Genomic DNA, 16,463 nt, shown 5'->3' on the forward strand with positions numbered 1-16,463 from the left:
CTATGGCTTATCAATCTCAGGACATTATCCGTCGTTCCGCCACCAACGGCTTCACGCCCGCGCCCCAGGCGCGGGATCACCAGCAGGAGGTGGCGAAGCTCATCGACGTCACCACCTGCATCGGCTGCAAGGCCTGCCAGGTGGCGTGTTCGGAGTGGAACGACATCCGCGATGAGGTGGGGCACAACGTCGGGGTGTATGACAACCCGGCGGATCTGACCGCCAAATCCTGGACCGTAATGCGCTTCTCGGAAGTGGAGCAAAACGACAAGCTGGAGTGGCTTATCCGCAAGGACGGCTGCATGCACTGCGCGGATCCCGGCTGCCTGAAGGCGTGCCCGTCGGAAGGGGCGATCATCCAGTATGCCAACGGCATCGTCGACTTCCAGTCTGAGCAGTGCATCGGCTGCGGCTACTGCATTGCAGGCTGCCCGTTCGACGTGCCGCGCCTGAACCCGGAGGACAACCGCGTCTACAAATGCACCCTGTGCGTGGACCGCGTTGTCGTCGGCCAGGAGCCTGCGTGCGTGAAAACCTGCCCGACCGGCGCGATTCATTTCGGTTCGAAAGACGACATGAAAGTGCTGGCCGGCGAGCGGGTCGCGGAGCTGAAAACCCGTGGCTACGACAACGCCGGGCTGTACGATCCGGCGGGGGTTGGCGGCACCCACGTGATGTACGTGCTGCATCATGCGGACAAGCCGACGCTCTACCACGGCCTGCCGGAGGATCCGTCCATCAGCCCAACGGTGAAATTCTGGAAAGGCGTCTGGAAGCCGCTGGCCGCCATCGGCTTTGCGGCGACCTTTGCCGCCAGCGTGTTCCACTATGTGGGGGTCGGCCCGAACCGTGCCGAAATCGATGATGACAACCTGCATCATGACGATGACGAGGTGCGCAAGCCATGAAAAAACAAGTGACTATCCAGCGCTACAGCGCCCCTGAGCGTATTAACCACTGGGTCACCGCCTTCTGCTTCGTGCTGGCGGCGGTGAGCGGGCTGGGGTTCTTCTTCCCCTCCTTCAACTGGCTGATGCACATTCTGGGCACGCCGCAGCTGGCGCGCATCCTGCACCCGTTCGTGGGCGTGGTGATGTTTGCCTCGTTTATCATCATGTTTTTCCGCTACTGGCACCACAATCTAATCAATCGGGATGATATCTTTTGGGCGAAGAATATTCGTAAGATCGTCGTCAACGAGGAGGTGGGCGACACCGGGCGGTATAATTTCGGCCAGAAATGCGTGTTCTGGGCGGCGATTATCCTGCTGGTGCTGCTGCTGGCGAGCGGCGTGGTTATCTGGCGTCCTTACTTCGCGCCCGCTTTCTCCATCCCGGTGATTCGCGCCGCCCTGATGGTGCATTCATTTGCCGCAGTAGCGTTAATTGTGGTTATTATGGTGCACATCTACGCCGCACTTTGGGTGAAAGGCACGATTACCGCGATGGTCGAAGGCTGGGTCACCACGACCTGGGCCAGAAAACACCATCCGAAATGGTACCGTGAAGTTCGCGAGAAACAGGAAAAACGATCGGAATGAGTATTCGCATAGTCCCGCAAGATCAGCTGGATAAGAGCGAGAAACGTACGGCGGAAGTGATTCCGCCGTTATTGTTCCCCAGGCTGAAAAATCTCTACAACCGCCGCGCAGAACGCCTGCGCGAGCTGGCGACCAATAATCCGCTGGGTGATTTCCTGCGCTTTGCCGCGCTTATCGCCCACGCGCAGGAAGTGGTGCTGTACGACCACCCGCTGCAGATGGATTTAACCGCGCTGATCCAAAAATCAGCCGAGACGGGCAAGCCGCCGCTGGATATTCACGTCCTGCCGCGCGACCCGCACTGGCAGCTGCTGCTGAATTCGTTAATCGCCGAGCTGAAGCCGGAGATGGACGGCCAGGCGCTGGCGGTGATCGAAAATCTGGAGAAGGCTTCATCGCAGGAGCTGGAAGAGATGGCGACGTCGCTGTTCAACGCCGACTTTGCGCAGGTTTCCAGCGATAAGGCCCCGTTTATCTGGGCGGCGCTGTCGCTCTACTGGGCGCAGATGGCAACCCTCATCCCCGGCAAAGCGAAAGCGGAATACGGCGAACAGCGCCAGTTTTGCCCGGTTTGCGGCTCCATGCCGGTGTCGAGCGTGGTGCAGATCGGCACCACCAGCGGCCTGCGCTACCTGCACTGCAACCTGTGCGAAACCGAGTGGCACGTGGTGCGCGTGAAATGCAGCAACTGCGAGCAGACCCGCGATTTGAACTACTGGTCGCTGGACAGCGAACAGTCGGCCATCAAAGCGGAAAGCTGCGGCGACTGCGGCACCTACCTGAAGCTGCTGTATCAGGAAAAAGATGCCAAAGTGGAGGCCGTGGCGGACGACCTGGCCTCGCTGGTGCTGGACGCGCGCATGGAGCAGGAAGGCTTCGCCCGCAGCAGCATCAACCCTTTCCTGTTCCCGGGGGAAGGCGAGTAAGTTCGTGGGCGGATGAGCGTCGTGCCATCCGCCAGATCAGGTTTAAAACGGTGGATGACGCGTGCGTTTATCCACCCTACCCGCCAGTCAGGATCGCCTTATGTCTTTAGAACCCGCCATCGAGGCGCTGGTTGATGAGTTTATCGCCGCCGGTCGCCCCTCTTCACGCCAGCAAACTATCGCCGAACGCCGCGCCGGGTATCTCGCCAGCACGGCCTTAGCCGGTGAAACGGAAACCCGCGTAGACGTTAAAGACATCAGGCTTGATGGCATGACGCTACGCGTATTCTCCCCGCTTAACGCGTCCGGCGAGCTTCCCGCGGTTGTCTATTACCACGGCGGATGCTTCGTCAGCGGCAGCTTTGCCACCCATGACAACCAGCTGCGCCAGCTTTGCTATTACAGCGGCTGCCGGGTGATTGCCGTACAGTATCGCCTGGCGCCGGAGCACAGGTATCCGGCAGCGCATGATGACGCCGAGCGTGCGGCGAATGCCGTCTGGAACAATGCAGCGCTTCTGGAAGTGAACCGCGAAGGCATTTCGCTTGCGGGCGACAGCGCCGGGGGCCATATCGCCCTGGTCACCGCGCTGCGGCTGAAGGGCACCGGGAAATGGCAGCCCGCGCGGCTGGTGCTGATATACCCGATGCTGGACGCCACGGCGGAGTCCGTCAGCTATCAGGAAAATGGCTACGACTACATCATCACCCGCGATACGCTGCTTTCGGGCTACGAAGCCTATATGGCGGATCTCGAGCCAATGGATGCGGAAGCCAGTCCGCTGTACCGCGAAGATTTCAGCGGCCTGCCGCCGGTGCATATTATTACGGCCGAGTACGATCCGCTGCGCAACGAAGGCGAAGTGCTGCATGAATGCCTGATGGAGCACGGCGTGGAATCCACCTGTCAGCGCTATCTCGGCGTGATCCACGGTTTCTTCCAGCTCGGTGGAATAAGCCCGGCGGCGCGAAGCGCGATGCAGGATATTGCGTGGCGGGTGAAATGCCAGATGAAGGGCTGAAAAGCGATAGCGTCATTCAGCAGTGGCGTACGTTTTGCCGGATGACGCTGCGCTTATCCGGCCTACGAAAGAAGTGCGTCGTAAGCCAAAATGGTCTTAATCTTTTTTAATCATCTGCGAGATCTGGTCGTTGTTGATCTCGTGCTCGATGCCCTGCTGGTCGGTATAGCGGGTCAGGCCGGTGTCTTTGTCCACTTCCGGCTTGCCGTGGGTGACGATCATTTCGCCGGTTTTGGTAGACACGACATAGTCGCTGGAACAGGCGGTAACGGACAGCGCAACGCCAGCCAGCAGCGCGACAGAAAGCAGTTTTTTCATAACGATAAATCCCCTTTAAAAGATTGCGGGATTATACGCCTTTAAAGCACAACCGGGTATGAACGTGTGTTGCGAGAGGTGAGTAAGTACGCAAAATATAAAATTTTATAAACGCCATATTCTGATCCCCAGCAGAGATATAAATTCTACTGATAAAAATATAATTTATCGTACTCAGAATCTTAAAACCGGTCCTGTACGGACAAAATTATAATATAGTACAAAATATAAGATAACGCGTCAGACACGCCAACAAGTAACCCAATAGTCAACCTATATTATCTCGAAGGGAATGCAAAAAACATGGAATGTTATATTAATTGCTTAGTTAATTTCTTTAATGGAAAAGGCCGGGCCAGACGGAAAGAATACTGGATATTCAGCTTAGTTAACTACCTGATTTTTATCATGCTGTTTTTATTGATTGAAGATAAAGCCATAGCCTTGATCTTTAATACCATCATGTTCATCCCCTCTATAACCGTATCTTGCCGACGTATGCATGATACTGACCGTTCGGCCTGGTGGATGTTAATCGGCATAATTCCGATCCTTGGAACGATTATATTAATAATCTTCTTCTGCCTTTCTGGCACTCGCGGAAGAAACCGTTACGGGAATGATCCCAAACTCGAATATCGCTAAAAGACAGCGGTTGATTTAGCCCCCTCACCTGGTGAGTGAAGGGGCTATAAAGAGCTACAGTTCGATCACCATCCGCGAACCGGCAGAATCCGGCGTAATGACCACGCCCTGCTCGCCCGTCTGGCTCTTGCCCTGCTGTACGCCCTGCACTTTGCCGATGTTACGCAGGCACAGCGTCCACGCTTTTGCCTGGCCTTCGCCCTGCACCGTCAGCGCGTTACCTTCGCGTTTCACCCGCAGCGTGAAGATGACTTTGCCGTCCGCCGCCGGAACTTCGCACAGCGCCTCACGGCCATCTTCCAGGCTAAACAGCTGGAAGGCGGTGCCTTCGTGCCAGGCGTAGTCCGGCTTCTGGTCGTTGTTGCCCAGCGCCAGCAGCGTGTTGTCGCGCACGTAGACCGGCAGGCTCTGGAAGCCGTGCTGCTCTTTGTGCCAGCGGCTGCCCTGCGCCTCGACGTTGCTGAACAGGTGCGTCCAGCGCCCTTCCGGCAGGTAGAACTGCACGTCCCCCGCCTCGCTGAATACCGGCGCCACCATCACCGACTCGCCCAGCATGTACTGGCGGTCCAGATAGTCGCAGCCCGGATCGTCCGGGAACTCCAGCATCATCGCACGCATCATCGGCGTACCTGTTTCAGCAGCGTGGGCCGCCTGACGGTACAGATACGGCATCATGCGGGACTTCCACTGCGTGAAGTGACGCACCACGTCGCAGGCTTCATCGTCGTACGCCCACGGCACGCGGTAGGATTTGCTGCCGTGCAGGCGGCTGTGGCTGGAAAGCAGCCCGAACGCGCACCAGCGCTTGTAGACGTGGGCGGGCGCGGTGTTTTCGAAGCCGCCGATGTCGTGGCTCCAGAACCCGAAGCCGGACATGCCGAGCGACAGCCCGCCGCGCAGGCTTTCCGCCATGGATTCATAGTTGGCGTAGCAGTCGCCCCCCCAGTGAACCGGGAACTGCTGCGCGCCCACGGAGGCCGAGCGGGCAAATAATACGGCCTCTTCTTCACCCAGCTCCTGCTTCAGTACGTTCCACACCAGTTCGTTGTAGATGAACGCATAATGGTTGTGCATTTTCTGCGGATCGCTGCCGTCGTGCCACACCACGTCCGTCGGGATGCGCTCGCCGAAGTCGGTTTTAAAGCAGTCCACGCCCATGCGCACAAGGCGCTTCAGGTGCCCGGCATACCACTCGCAGGCCTGCGGGTTGGTGAAGTCGACAATCGCCTGCCCCGGCTGCCATTTATCCCACTGCCACACCGCGCCGTTCGGACGTTTCAGCAGGTAGCCTTTCTCCATCCCTTCGCGGAACAGCGGCGATTTCTGGCCGATGTAGGGGTTTATCCACACGCAGATTTTCAGGCCGCGCGCCTTCAGGCGTTTGAGCATTCCCTCCGGGTCCGGGAAGGTCACCGGGTCCCACTCGAAGTCGCACCACTGGAAGGCCTTCATCCAGAAGCAGTCGAAGTGGAAGACGTGCAGCGGCAGGTTGCGCTCCGCCATGCCGTCGATGAAGCTGTTGACCGTCGCCTCGTCGTAGTTGGTGGTGAACGAGGTGGTGAGCCACAGGCCGAACGACCAGGCCGGCGGCAGCGCCGGACGGCCGGTGAAGCGGGTGTAGCGGTCCAGCACCGCTTTCGGCGTCGGGCCGTCGATCACGAAATATTCGAGATACTCCCCTTCGACGCTGAACTGTACCTTAGAGACTTTTTCTGAGCCCACCTCGAAGGAGACGCATTCCGGATGGTTCACCAGCACGCCGTAGCCGCGGTTGGTGAGGTAGAACGGGATGTTTTTGTAGGATTGTTCGGTGCTGGTGCCGCCGTCGCGGTTCCAGGTTTCCACCGTCTGGCCGTTTTTCACCAGCGCGGTAAAGCGCTCCCCCAGGCCGTACACCGCTTCGCCCACGCCCAGGTCCAGGCGTTCAAACACGTGCGTGCGGCCCGTATTCGCATCCTGCACGTAGCCGTTGTTCTTGAACGCGCTGCCGGTGATGCGCACGCCGTCGCGCAGGAAATCCAGCGCCCACTCGCTGCCTTTGGTGACGCGCACGGTCAGGCTGCCGCTTTTCAGCTCCGCGAACTTCTCGTTGTTCTGCATCTCGACTTTTACGTCTTGCAGCACGTTCAGCGGGTAGTGCGGGCCGTTGCTCACCGCGCCCTGGAAGTGCTCGATACGCACCCCGACAATGCCCTCCTGCGGGGAGAAGAAGCGCAGGGTGAACAGCGGGGTATCAAGCTGGTTGCCGCGTTCGCTGACGTCTTTCGTCCCGGCGTAGACCACCATCTCGTTACCGTTTTGCTCCACGTCGAACACCTGAATCGGGTGAATCAACGCAAGCCCAGGCTGGATCAGCCAGTTACCGTCACTAATTTTCATTACTTCATGTTCTCCTGCTGTAATTCCCGGGAAACCGATGTGTTTTCAAAATCCTGCTGGTTGCGACGCACGCCTGCCGCCAGTTCGCCGAGGATCTTCGTCAGGAACGGGGTCTTAAGGGTGTAGAAGCGTTTGGCGACCACGGCGCTGATCAGGTAGCAGACCGCCGGGAAGAGGGTGAACAGCGCGATGATGATGGTGATGGTGGCGCTGTTTTGCGTGGCGGCACCGGCATCGTATCCGCCGCCTGCCAGCATCCAGCCGATCAGCGCCCCGCCGATGGCCAGGCCGAGCTTAAGCACGAACAGCGTGCCCGCAAAGCTTATACCGGTGAGGCGCTTGCCGTTGGTCCACTCGCCGTAGTCCACGGTGTCGGACATCATGACCCACTGGATTGGCGTCACCAGCTGGTGCAGCACGCCAATCACGAAGATGAAGACGAACATGGTGACCACCGAGCTCATCGGCACGAAGAACATCGCGAAGCTGAGCACCGCAAGCGCAGCGTTGGTCCACCAGAAGACGCTGACCTTGCACTTCCAGTCGGTGAGCGGCTTAGCGGCGGCGCTGCCGATAAGGTTGCCGACGCAGTAGGTGGTGAGGAAGGCGGTGAACATCAGCGGGGAGCCGAGGATCCAGGTGACGTAGTACATCATCGCCCCGCCGCGGATGCAGACCGCCATAATATTGAGGATGGTGAGCAGGCCGACAATGCGCCACTGGTCGTTGTGCCAGATATCGCGCAGATCTTCCCGGGCCGAGGTGCTGACCGGCGGCGCCTCCACCCGCTCTCTGGTGGTAAAGAAGCAGACCGCCAGCATGATGAACGCCACCACGGAGAGCACCGCAATCCCGCCCTGGAAGCCAAAAGCTTTATCGTCTCCGCCAATGAATTTCACCAGCGGCATCATCAGCACCGTAGAGAGCATGCCGCCCGCCGTCGCCAGCACGAAGCGCCAGGACTGCAGGGAGATGCGCTGCGATGGGTCATTTGTGATGACGCCGCCCAGCGCGCAGTAGGGGATGTTGACCACGGTGTACATCAGGGTCAGCAGCGTGTAGGTGACGGCCGCGTAAATCATTTTGCCGTGCAGGCCGAAGTCCGGCGTGCTGTAGGCGAACACGCAGACGATGCCGAACGGAATGGCGCCAAAGAAGATCCACGGACGGAATTTCCCCCAGCGGCTGCGGGTGCGGTCGGCAATCAGCCCCATGCAGGGGTCGGAGATGGCGTCCAGCGCGCGGGCCAGCAGGAACATGGTGCCGACGAACCCGGCGGGAATGCCGAAGATGTCGGTGTAAAAGAACATCATGTACATCATGACGTTATCGAAAATGATATGGCTGGCGGCGTCGCCCAGGCCATAGCCAAACTTTTCCTTCGCGGAGAGTACCTGACTTGTCATCTCTACAGCCCCTGTCCTTACGGCAGCGAAAATTCTATGTCTGACGTTGTAAAGCATTGAGGGCGAGCGGTGAATTCTGTTTTCTGGTTATCAGATTACGATTCTTGATAACTGTGAGCCGGGTCGCTCTCTTAGCAAGCTAACCGTAGGGAGCTGGTGGATAAGTGAGCGGATCTGCTTAATTTTAGTAACGAAAATGAGGGGAAGAGAGGGTAAAAGACAAAAGCATTGTTTGGAGGATCCGGGAAACCCGGTATAATGCGCACCGCCTCCATGTAGCAATGAAGGCTGGGAAGATCGTCGTCTCCGGTGAGGCGGCTGGACTTCAAATCCAGTTGGTGCCGCCAGCGGCGCCGGGCAGGTTCAACTCCTGTGATCTTCCGCCAAGTTTTTTATTTAATGTGAAGGCGAGTTAATACAAGAGGCTGGTAATGTTTAAATATTTCCCACCCGAGCGTATTGATGTTTTAGAACGCAATCTAATTTGCTTTAGTAAGCCAGACCATCTTAATGACCCTTATGAGCTTTCCGCTACATATAATTTAGATCCATTTATGGATGAGCTAACTAATAATTTAAGCACTGTTAATTTAATCGATCACCTTACACCAGAGTTTAAAGGTTTGTTATCTTTATTAAAGGAATCTGAGCAAGCAAAAATCATAGCCCAATCTCAATTTATACTTCCACAGTTACTCAAAGTTAACAAAGAATTTATATTACAATTTACGCAATCAAAATTTGACGACATTAAGTCTGAGATATGCAAATCAATAAGAATTTTATGCCTTACGGAGAAACCCGATAACTTATTGATGTGGACGCATTACGCAGATTCGCATAAAGGTTTTGTAATTGAATTTGATACTCAAAGTTCTTTTTTCAATCAGCGACGTAGTGATAAAGATGAGTTTGGCTATTTAAGAAAAGTGAAGTATGTGGAAAAAATCCCAGAATTAGCCCCTCTGACTAGTAAAAGCATAGAGTACTGGACAACTAAAAGTGTTGAATGGAAATATGAACATGAATGGAGAATGTTCCTAACAGAAGGTACTGCATCAACTTCAATTACAAAACAAGATATTAAGTATGACTTATACACCCTTCCAAGTGAAGCCATACTAAGTATAATAATAGGTTCTAAATCAACATCTAAATTTGAGAATGAAATGAAAAATATATTACAAAAAAACTTACGCTATAAACACATAGCTGTTAAAAAAGCCAGAAAATCAAATGAAAACTTTCAGGTTATTATCGATCATTTATAAATAGATTTAAAAAATTATCTATTTCTTTTTTTTATCATTGCAAGGTGCTTCAACTCCTTCCTTCCCAGCGTTTTAAACCAATTCCCAAGCGTCATCCCAGCATCCTTCGCTGCAACTTCAAATTGGGCTTTCAGTTCAGGTGTGATCCTCATCTGAAATGCTGGAGATTTCCCTGATTTTGGCGGTCTTACATCCCTTTTAACCGTTGACATGTCCATCCCTCAAAGTTATTGTTGAGTTGTCAAATGACACCCTACCATAGAGTCATTTGAAAGAAAACGCCCCCGAAAGGTATAGCGAGTACCAGACGAGGGCTGACCACAACGTTAAAGGACATAACGCCATGGCTATTCAACATAATATCACATCCCCAGCCTCTGAAATCACCACCAATCCGTCACAAATCGAGCCGGCTCGCATTGCGCTGTTAAAAACCCCGCTTAGCGTCAGCATGGATTTATTCCAGGTGCTCGACTTCTGCCAACGGCATATCGATGAGCTGATTGATTGCCACGACCATACCGGGCGTATGGCGCTGTACGGCCGCCTGTATGCCGGGCTGGAGGTATTGAAGGTTGTGCTGAAAGCGCCGCTGCCAGCGCATTTGATCGAGCGCCTGACTGTGGATGTGAAGACGGACGATGAGTATCACTGCCCGCTTTCCACGGATTCCGAAACGCTGCGGGCGTACTGCGCGGCGCTCACCATGCTCTTAATGCAGGGGGATCAGTCATTCGATCAGGAAGAGCATATCTCCGGATTATTGTTCGAACTGCTGGATGTGCTGGTCGAGGATTTGAAAGCGCCGCGATTCGTTCGTGTTTCGACAGGGCTGGCGATGATTGGCGGTGAGGTAATTCACTAGGTTTTGTAGTGCGGATAAGCCTGCGTCATCCGCCTTCTACTTCAAAAAAACGGTGGATGGCGCTGCCGCTTATCCACCCTACCTGGCTCCGGCATCAAAGATTTTATGCTCGAAGTTATCGGTGATATCCCTGACCCGATAAATCTTCCATTCGTTTTGTTCCTCGCGCAGATAAGCTTTCAGATGGATATTATTTCCATCCTCAACGCCTAGCCAGACATCCACCGCTTCACCTCCCATAACAGGCTGAGCTTCACCGACTTTTAACGCTGATCTCCATTGCGGATCGTAGTCTTGCGTATAGGTGAAGTAATCAGAATTAACTATTTCCTGTTCAGGAATTTTCGAGATATCAGCTAGTCGTTTGAGCGTGTCCGCCGCTACGTAATGTTGCATCTCTGCTGAGTCTAAATTTTTATGAGGCCCTGAAAGATACCAGCGATAAAAATGCTCTGTTTGTTCAGATGCCTGATTGTGGGGATTGGCGTTGCAGGCTGTAAGAATAAAAGCAGCAATAAGAATGAGTACGCGCATCAATGCATCCTGTAAATTTTGTAGGGTGGATTGGTTCTTCTGTAACCAGGGCCTGGGTACATGGTGCGTTGTCTGAAGTCAGATATCCAGGTTGTTCCATCGAACATCGCCATATGCCCGCTCGGGTTGCCACCCGGATATGGTTGAATAACTACTACATCCCCAGCCCATAATGTCGAACCCGGTGGTACTTCTCTAAAACCAGCGCTAATTAATGAAGAACCATAATCTTTTGCATGTGTCGTTCGTGCAAGCGTGACTCCTCCGGCTTCAATCGCTTCTCGCGTGTATTGTGCACAATGGCTACTTGAGGTGCCTCCGGCCCTGGTCCTTAAATGTTGAATGGCGACATCTTTATTCCAGCTCATCGAACCTCCTTGATTAACTTCACTTTTCTTTTTATTTAGTTAACCATACTTCTTTTTTATTTTTTGAAACATAAATCACTATTATTGAAAATATAAGCAATTTGGATAGTTAGAAAAAAATCATTTATGTAAAGAATGAAAAATAAAAAACGTTACGTTTAATCATTATTCGTTGTGATGCCAAAGCCAATTAATCATTTAATTAATATCAATACACGGACTTTATAGGTATACATATAAAGGGATTGAGCCTTATAAATCCTATAGCGGAAAAATCTCTGCCCGCCTGTCACCGGAAGACCATGCAGCGCTGGAACGTATTGCGCAGGCAAGCGGGGAGAGTATCAACCAGCTCCTGAATCAGGGCGCGAAGATGCTCATTAAACAGCGTGAGTCCTGATCTCAACTCGACCCAGGTTTTGTAGGGCGGATAAGCCTGCGTCATCCGCCTTCTACTTCAAAAAAACGGTGGATGGCGCTGCCGCTTATCCACAATAGAAATAACGCTAATTTAAATAACGCGACGATAGCCCTCTATCGCCCTGACCGTCATGGGCAATCCCTGTTTTAACAGCATCTCGAGAAATTCCTCTACTGTCATCGGCGGATGTCTGAGCGACTGCCGTTGCCTTCTTACGGCCTCGAGGGAAAGAGCATGATTGAGGTCAAAGAGATCGGAGATAAACTCGTCGGGGTGCATAGCTTCAATCTTTAATGAAGCCAGCGTTTCACCTGTAAAGTCTTTGTGATTTAGCGTGACAATCACTTCCGCTTTGGCTCGTATTGCCGCAGCCAGGACGTGCCTGTCATCAGCATCTGGCAGCGTGAGCCCGTCAATCAAAGTCTCGTATCCGCTGACATTCGCGTCAGGTAAAGCCATATTCATTAACTCAACGGTACGCCGCAGCGCCTCTGGCTTTATATCAGCCCGGTTGGCTAATAAATTTCTGCACCATTCATCATGGATGCGTTCGCTCCATTTCGGCTGGTACAAGCCAACAATCCCAAGATGCATCAGCAAATCCCTCAGCCTGGCGGGATAAAGCACACATGCATCCAGGATTACCGGATAGGGTGAATGCCTCATTAATACATCCCTGTTTCCTGCGCCTGGTCTGCCAGCGCCTGCATGGCATCAAGGCTTTCATGTTCACGTTTGTTTTTATACTCCATCAGGTCGGCAAACAATACCCTGCGATGCCGCCCTGTTTTGTGAAACGGCAGCTTGCCCTCTTCGAGCAATTTAACCATGTGCGGGCGCGAAACATTCAGCAGATTGGCGGCTTCCTGCGTTGTCAGCTCCGCATGAACCGGCACTATCTGTACGGCATTACCAACCGCCAGTTCTCCCAGTACATCCAGCAGCATTGTCAGCGCACTCGTCGGCAGCTCAATGGTATGGTTTTTGTCATCCTCTCCGAGGATTGAGATTCGCTGAGCATCGAGTTTTGTCGAAAGCCAGGCAGCGAGTTCCCGCTGGCCACGCTGAGCCAGTTCACTCTCGCGGGTATCGGGTAGGTTGAGCCTGGTTAAAGTTGTGGTCATATCGATGACTCCTGGTAAAATCAATTAAGCCAAGAGTAATCGAAATAAACGAAACCAACAACATTCGAAATAAACGAAATTCAGTAGAACAGCCTCTTCCCTCACATAGGCGGCACCAGCCCATCCTTTCCGGCGGAAATCCCGCGGGCGATCGCGTTGCCTTTGTCGTCTTTCATTGCGAAGAGCACGACTTTGGTGCCTGGTTTTAATATCGATTTATCGGCTGGAGTTATCAGCACCACCGGGACGTCGTCCGGAACGGCGATCGTTTTTTCTTTATCGTGGTATTTCACCGTCATCGTGCGGCCGTTGCTGTTGACCAGCTTGCCGACCGTGCCGTTAGTCATGGTGTTGACCTGGCCATTGGCGGATTCAAACGGATTGAAGCCTTCCCCGGAGCCGCGCAGGCCTGGGGCGAACACGTGTACTTCCAGCGCTTTTAACGTGCCATCGGCCTGGGGCACGGCGGCGGTGCCGATAAAACTGTCCGGCTTGATGTCGCTCATCTTCGCCTTGCTGACGCTGTTCACCTTCGTTTTGTCCGTCAGCCCCACGCTGAGCTTTTCGCCCTGCCGCGTGGTGAGCTGCAGGGTATTGTCGTTCACATTCTCAATCGTGCCGCGAACCGGGGTGATGACGTTATCCGGCGTGGCAGCCATCGCCCCAAAGCTCAGGGCCAGCGCACCCAGCAGCAGAGCGGGTAAACGGTGCTTTATCATGTTTCTCTCCAGCGTTTAGTCGGTTAATTAGCAGGCTTATTAAGCGTAGAAAGACTGGTAAAAAGCGGCGGGAAAGAGTGTGTTTAAACGTTTCGTTGAGGAGAGATCGAGCACAGCCTGAGGCCGTTTATTCGTGATACGCTGCGGGCAAACTTTCACAGGTGATGAAAAATGGCTTATAAACTCGCGCTCTTGTTACTGGCCCCACTGGTTCTGGCTGGCTGCTCGTCGCTGGATAGCTCCGCCGGTAGCGGCCAGCGTTCTTTGAACTCGCGTGCCGATGAGGGTTTTATCCGCTCGCCGTATCCTGATCCTTATTACAACAAAGAGTATCTGAGTGACGACCAGCGTCGCGAGATCAGCGAGCAGCTCCGTGCGCAAAGGCTTGAGGCGCGAGGCCGCCGGGATAACAGCACCGACAGCGGCGACGGTTTTGGGCAGGCGATCCCCAACGGCTATTTTGACTGAGTACGACAGGCTTCTTCAGCCGCAGCTGCACGCCCTTCATTTCTGATTCATCCCCTTCCTGCTGGCCTGAAAAACAAAAAACCCCGCTGGTGAGGCGGGGTCGTTTGTTTTTACTGCATTGAGCGCGTATGGGACGGAACTGCTTCGCACATCGTAATATACCAACGTTCAAAATATACGATGAATTTTCAGGCGGTGCAAACAGTTGCTGTCATTTTGAGCAGTGATGATTTTCGTCTTGCGATACAAGCCGCAAACTCACCATAACACTGTTTATATACACAGTGCATTTCGCTATGATTAGTGCGTTGATAATGATGTGCTCTGAGGCCGCAATTCGCCGCGGAATACAAGCCCTGGCTGAAACGGGTGGTGCCGTCAGTGCCTTAACCTCAGGGGAGCACATCGTAATTTACCAACAAAGTCAGCCAGCTACAGGCAGCGGAAAGGCACGTCGGCTGAAAGTGCTCCTTACCAAAGGAGACGCGTATGAGATGGATGGAACTGATTATTCAGGTTCTGAAGCTCATTGTTGCGTTACTGCAACTGCTTGAAGAAGTCATGAAGTACGCGAAGTAGTTCATGTTCAGGCCGCACCTAAGGGAGGCGGGCAGCCGCCTCCCTTTAATAAATCGCTTCGCAGTCAGACATCTTTCCAGCGCGGCAATTTATAGCGCCAGCGTCCCAGGGCGTAATAACTCGTCATTGTCAGTCCATACATCAGCCCGGCACAGCCCGATCTCCCAACTACAGTTTCTAAACTGTCACCCTGGACTCGCCAGACGAACAGCCACATAAGTATTCCCCATGTCACGCCAAACTGAATGGTATGACCAATAAACAGGCCCCATAGTGAACAAAAGTGGGGAGGGGGAATATTTCGACCAGCTCGCCAAAGCCAACGGGTATAAGGCGGGAGATAATTGCTTTTCCACATGCCGGTTTGGGCAAGCATGTCGAGCGCTCTTTGCCTTTTTGCTTCAATCTCCATTTGTTTAACCTCATGGCGAATACTTTTAACCCTGCTAACAATAAGGCCACAGGAGAACTTGTGCGAGAGTTATCGCGCAAAATGGCAACAAACATTGCCGCGCCGTCTTTACATCAGGCCAGTTTGTGCCGCCTGGGAAAACGCTACGTCATCTTGCCTCGCGCTTTATCTGTGGTAGATTCCTCTCGATTTTCATACTGCGTCAGTGACATTCACTGGTGACTGTTCTTTGCCACCCATAACCATGCTGAGACGATGAGAAAGTTAGCCAATATTCACCTGCTGATGATGCTTATTCTGCTGGTCGCCGTCGGGCAGATGACCCAGACCATCTATATTCCGTCGATCCCCGATATGGCCCACGAGCTGGGCGTGTGCGACGGGGCTATCCAGCGGGTGATGGCGGCGTATCTGCTGACGTACGGCATTTCCCAGCTGTTCTACGGGCCGATTTCAGACCGCATCGGGCGTCGCCCCGTCATCCTGGCCGGGATGGGCATTTTTATCCTCGCTACGGTCTGGGCGCTGTTCACCACTAATTTATCCGCCCTGGTGTATGCCAGCGCGCTGCAGGGGATGGGCACCGGCGTGGCCGGGGTGATGGCCCGCACCATGCCGCGCGATCTCTATGAGGGGTCGTCGCTGCGCCAGGCGAACAGCCTGCTGAATATGGGCATCCTGGTCAGCCCGCTGATTGCGCCGGTGCTTGGCGGCATGCTTGATTCGGTGTGGGGCTGGCGCGCCTGCTATGGTTTCCTGCTGCTGCTGTGCGTGATTGTGGCGTTCTGCATGCTGCGCTGGCTGCCGGAAACCCGCCCGGTTCAGGCGCAGCCGCAGCGGCTCAGGGCCAGCTATAAGGCGCTGCTCGGCAGCGGTTCGTTCAACTGCTATCTGCTGATGCTGGTCGGCGGGCTGGCGGGCGTGGCGGTCTTCGAAGCCTGTTCCGGCGTGCTGATGGGCGGCGTGCTGGGGCTGAACGGCGTGGTGGTGAGCATTCTGTTTATTCTGCCTATTCCGGCGGCGTTCTTCGGCTCCTGGTACGCGGGGCGTCAGAACGGGCGGTTTTCGGCGCTGATGTGGCAGGCGGTGCTGAGCTGCCTGTTCGCGGGGATTTTAATGTGGCTGCCGGGCTGGTTCGGCGTGATGAACATCTGGACGCTGATTGTCCCCGCCGCGCTGTTCTTCTTCGGCGCGGGGATGCTGTTCCCGCTGGCAACCAGCGGCGCCATGGAGCCTTTCCCGTTCCTGGCCGGTACCGCAGGGGCGCTGGTTGGCGGCCTGCAAAACATTGGTTCCGGGGCGATGGCGTGGTTCTCCGCGCTGCTGCCGCAAACCGGGCAGTTCAGCCTGGGGATGCTGATGACGGCGATGGGCGTGCTGATTTTGCTGTGCTGGCTGCCGCTGTCGCATAAGTTTCAGCAGCACGGTGAGGCGGTTTAAAGATTCTGGTGGATGAGGCAGGCTTAT

At 54.3% G+C, this 16,463-nt stretch carries 21 protein-coding genes and 1 tRNA gene; 12 read left to right on the forward strand and 10 right to left on the reverse strand.

Going from position 1 to position 16,463, the window contains the following annotated elements:
• Positions 1 to 2 precede the first annotated feature (2 nt).
• The 4 genes from fdxH (at position 3) to AAE045_RS17710 (ending at position 3,487) form a co-directional block, all read left to right on the forward strand.
• The gene (fdxH, locus tag AAE045_RS17695; RefSeq protein ID WP_202305593.1) at positions 3 to 908 is read left to right on the forward strand and encodes a formate dehydrogenase subunit beta; all 906 of its coding nucleotides are present in this window, start codon (positions 3 to 5) and stop codon (positions 906 to 908) included.
• Positions 905 to 1,540, forward strand: a complete 636-nt coding sequence (fdoI, locus tag AAE045_RS17700) for a formate dehydrogenase cytochrome b556 subunit (protein ID WP_202305592.1) — start codon at positions 905 to 907, stop codon at positions 1,538 to 1,540. Before fdxH ends, fdoI begins: the two co-directional genes overlap by 4 nt.
• A complete protein-coding gene (gene fdhE / locus AAE045_RS17705) occupies positions 1,537 to 2,466 on the forward strand; it encodes a formate dehydrogenase accessory protein FdhE (protein ID WP_202305591.1) in 930 nt (309 codons plus the stop codon). The genes fdoI and fdhE overlap by 4 nt, the downstream gene beginning before the upstream one ends.
• Positions 2,467 to 2,566: 100 nt before the next feature.
• Positions 2,567 to 3,487, forward strand: a complete 921-nt coding sequence (locus AAE045_RS17710) for an alpha/beta hydrolase (protein ID WP_455548847.1) — start codon at positions 2,567 to 2,569, stop codon at positions 3,485 to 3,487.
• Positions 3,488 to 3,583: 96 nt separating this feature from the next.
• Here AAE045_RS17710 and AAE045_RS17715 read toward each other — a convergent pair whose 3' ends face one another.
• Positions 3,584 to 3,805 (reverse strand): YgdI/YgdR family lipoprotein, encoded by a 222-nt coding sequence (locus AAE045_RS17715; protein ID WP_455548848.1) that lies wholly within the window; start codon positions 3,803 to 3,805, stop codon positions 3,584 to 3,586.
• A gap of 303 nt (positions 3,806 to 4,108) precedes the next feature.
• On the opposite strand from AAE045_RS17715, the gene AAE045_RS17720 reads away from it, so the two are divergent.
• Positions 4,109 to 4,450 carry a DUF805 domain-containing protein gene (locus AAE045_RS17720; protein WP_455548849.1) on the forward strand — a complete coding sequence of 114 codons (342 nt, stop codon included), beginning with the start codon at positions 4,109 to 4,111 and terminating at the stop codon, positions 4,448 to 4,450.
• A 54-nt stretch (positions 4,451 to 4,504) separates the two neighbouring features.
• On the opposite strand, the gene yicI is transcribed toward AAE045_RS17720, so the two are convergent.
• Both yicI and AAE045_RS17730 read right to left on the reverse strand, forming a co-directional pair.
• A complete protein-coding gene (gene yicI, locus AAE045_RS17725) occupies positions 4,505 to 6,829 on the reverse strand; it encodes an alpha-xylosidase (protein WP_455548850.1) in 2,325 nt (774 codons plus the stop codon).
• Positions 6,829 to 8,235, reverse strand: coding sequence for an MFS transporter (locus tag AAE045_RS17730; RefSeq protein ID WP_455426364.1), 1,407 nt, complete (start codon positions 8,233 to 8,235; stop codon positions 6,829 to 6,831). Before AAE045_RS17730 ends, yicI begins: the two co-directional genes overlap by 1 nt.
• A 291-nt stretch (positions 8,236 to 8,526) precedes the next feature.
• Here AAE045_RS17730 and AAE045_RS17735 point away from each other — a divergent pair.
• Together AAE045_RS17735 and AAE045_RS17740 are read left to right on the forward strand one after the other, a co-directional pair.
• A tRNA-Sec gene (locus tag AAE045_RS17735) sits at positions 8,527 to 8,621 on the forward strand.
• Between the two features lie 45 nt (positions 8,622 to 8,666).
• A complete protein-coding gene (locus tag AAE045_RS17740) occupies positions 8,667 to 9,506 on the forward strand; it encodes a DUF2971 domain-containing protein (RefSeq protein WP_455548851.1) in 840 nt (279 codons plus the stop codon).
• Between the two features lie 14 nt (positions 9,507 to 9,520).
• On the opposite strand, the gene AAE045_RS17745 is transcribed toward AAE045_RS17740, so the two are convergent.
• Positions 9,521 to 9,718, reverse strand: coding sequence for a toxin-antitoxin system HicB family antitoxin (locus AAE045_RS17745; RefSeq protein WP_455548852.1), 198 nt, complete (start codon positions 9,716 to 9,718; stop codon positions 9,521 to 9,523).
• A 131-nt stretch (positions 9,719 to 9,849) separates the two neighbouring features.
• Between AAE045_RS17745 and AAE045_RS17750 the strand changes: the two genes are divergently transcribed.
• The gene (locus tag AAE045_RS17750) at positions 9,850 to 10,371 is read left to right on the forward strand and encodes a hypothetical protein (RefSeq protein WP_455548853.1); all 522 of its coding nucleotides are present in this window, start codon (positions 9,850 to 9,852) and stop codon (positions 10,369 to 10,371) included.
• A 78-nt stretch (positions 10,372 to 10,449) separates the two neighbouring features.
• Here the strand turns inward: AAE045_RS17750 and AAE045_RS17755 are convergent, their stop codons facing one another.
• Both AAE045_RS17755 and AAE045_RS17760 read right to left on the reverse strand, forming a co-directional pair.
• A complete protein-coding gene (locus AAE045_RS17755) occupies positions 10,450 to 10,905 on the reverse strand; it encodes a YbjP/YqhG family protein (RefSeq protein ID WP_455548854.1) in 456 nt (151 codons plus the stop codon).
• Entirely contained in the window at positions 10,905 to 11,273 is a 369-nt protein-coding gene (locus tag AAE045_RS17760; protein WP_202306218.1) for a hypothetical protein, read from the reverse strand. The genes AAE045_RS17755 and AAE045_RS17760 overlap by 1 nt, the downstream gene beginning before the upstream one ends.
• 244 nt (positions 11,274 to 11,517) lie before the next feature.
• Here AAE045_RS17760 and AAE045_RS17765 point away from each other — a divergent pair, with 244 nt between their 5' ends.
• Positions 11,518 to 11,673, forward strand: coding sequence for a toxin-antitoxin system HicB family antitoxin (locus AAE045_RS17765; protein ID WP_455548900.1), 156 nt, complete (start codon positions 11,518 to 11,520; stop codon positions 11,671 to 11,673).
• Between the two features lie 111 nt (positions 11,674 to 11,784).
• Here the strand turns inward: AAE045_RS17765 and AAE045_RS17770 are convergent, their stop codons facing one another.
• The 3 genes from AAE045_RS17770 to AAE045_RS17780 form a co-directional block, all read right to left on the reverse strand.
• Positions 11,785 to 12,360: a PIN domain-containing protein gene (locus tag AAE045_RS17770; RefSeq protein ID WP_455548855.1), complete on the reverse strand. Its 576-nt coding sequence runs from the start codon at positions 12,358 to 12,360 to the stop codon at positions 11,785 to 11,787.
• Complete coding sequence (locus AAE045_RS17775) at positions 12,360 to 12,818, reverse strand: helix-turn-helix domain-containing protein (RefSeq protein WP_455548856.1); 459 nt, start codon at positions 12,816 to 12,818, stop codon at positions 12,360 to 12,362. The genes AAE045_RS17770 and AAE045_RS17775 overlap by 1 nt, the downstream gene beginning before the upstream one ends.
• A gap of 101 nt (positions 12,819 to 12,919) precedes the next feature.
• A complete protein-coding gene (locus AAE045_RS17780) occupies positions 12,920 to 13,537 on the reverse strand; it encodes a hypothetical protein (RefSeq protein WP_202306222.1) in 618 nt (205 codons plus the stop codon).
• A gap of 171 nt (positions 13,538 to 13,708) precedes the next feature.
• Between AAE045_RS17780 and AAE045_RS17785 the strand changes: the two genes are divergently transcribed.
• Together AAE045_RS17785 and AAE045_RS17790 are read left to right on the forward strand one after the other, a co-directional pair.
• Positions 13,709 to 14,005: a hypothetical protein gene (locus tag AAE045_RS17785; protein WP_455548857.1), complete on the forward strand. Its 297-nt coding sequence runs from the start codon at positions 13,709 to 13,711 to the stop codon at positions 14,003 to 14,005.
• Between the two features lie 489 nt (positions 14,006 to 14,494).
• On the forward strand, positions 14,495 to 14,584 hold the full coding sequence (locus AAE045_RS17790; RefSeq protein WP_271127473.1) for a type I toxin-antitoxin system toxin TisB: 90 nt from the start codon (positions 14,495 to 14,497) through the stop codon (positions 14,582 to 14,584).
• Positions 14,585 to 14,648: 64 nt separating this feature from the next.
• Here AAE045_RS17790 and AAE045_RS17795 read toward each other — a convergent pair whose 3' ends face one another.
• Entirely contained in the window at positions 14,649 to 14,996 is a 348-nt protein-coding gene (locus AAE045_RS17795) for a DUF6404 family protein (protein ID WP_455548858.1), read from the reverse strand.
• Positions 14,997 to 15,251: 255 nt separating this feature from the next.
• Between AAE045_RS17795 and emrD the strand changes: the two genes are divergently transcribed.
• Positions 15,252 to 16,436, forward strand: coding sequence for a multidrug efflux MFS transporter EmrD (emrD, locus tag AAE045_RS17800; RefSeq protein ID WP_455548859.1), 1,185 nt, complete (start codon positions 15,252 to 15,254; stop codon positions 16,434 to 16,436).
• Positions 16,437 to 16,463: the final 27 nt, after the last annotated feature.

It is taken from the genome of Dryocola clanedunensis (genome assembly GCF_038405435.1).
Taxonomy (GTDB): domain Bacteria; phylum Pseudomonadota; class Gammaproteobacteria; order Enterobacterales; family Enterobacteriaceae; genus Dryocola; species Dryocola clanedunensis_A.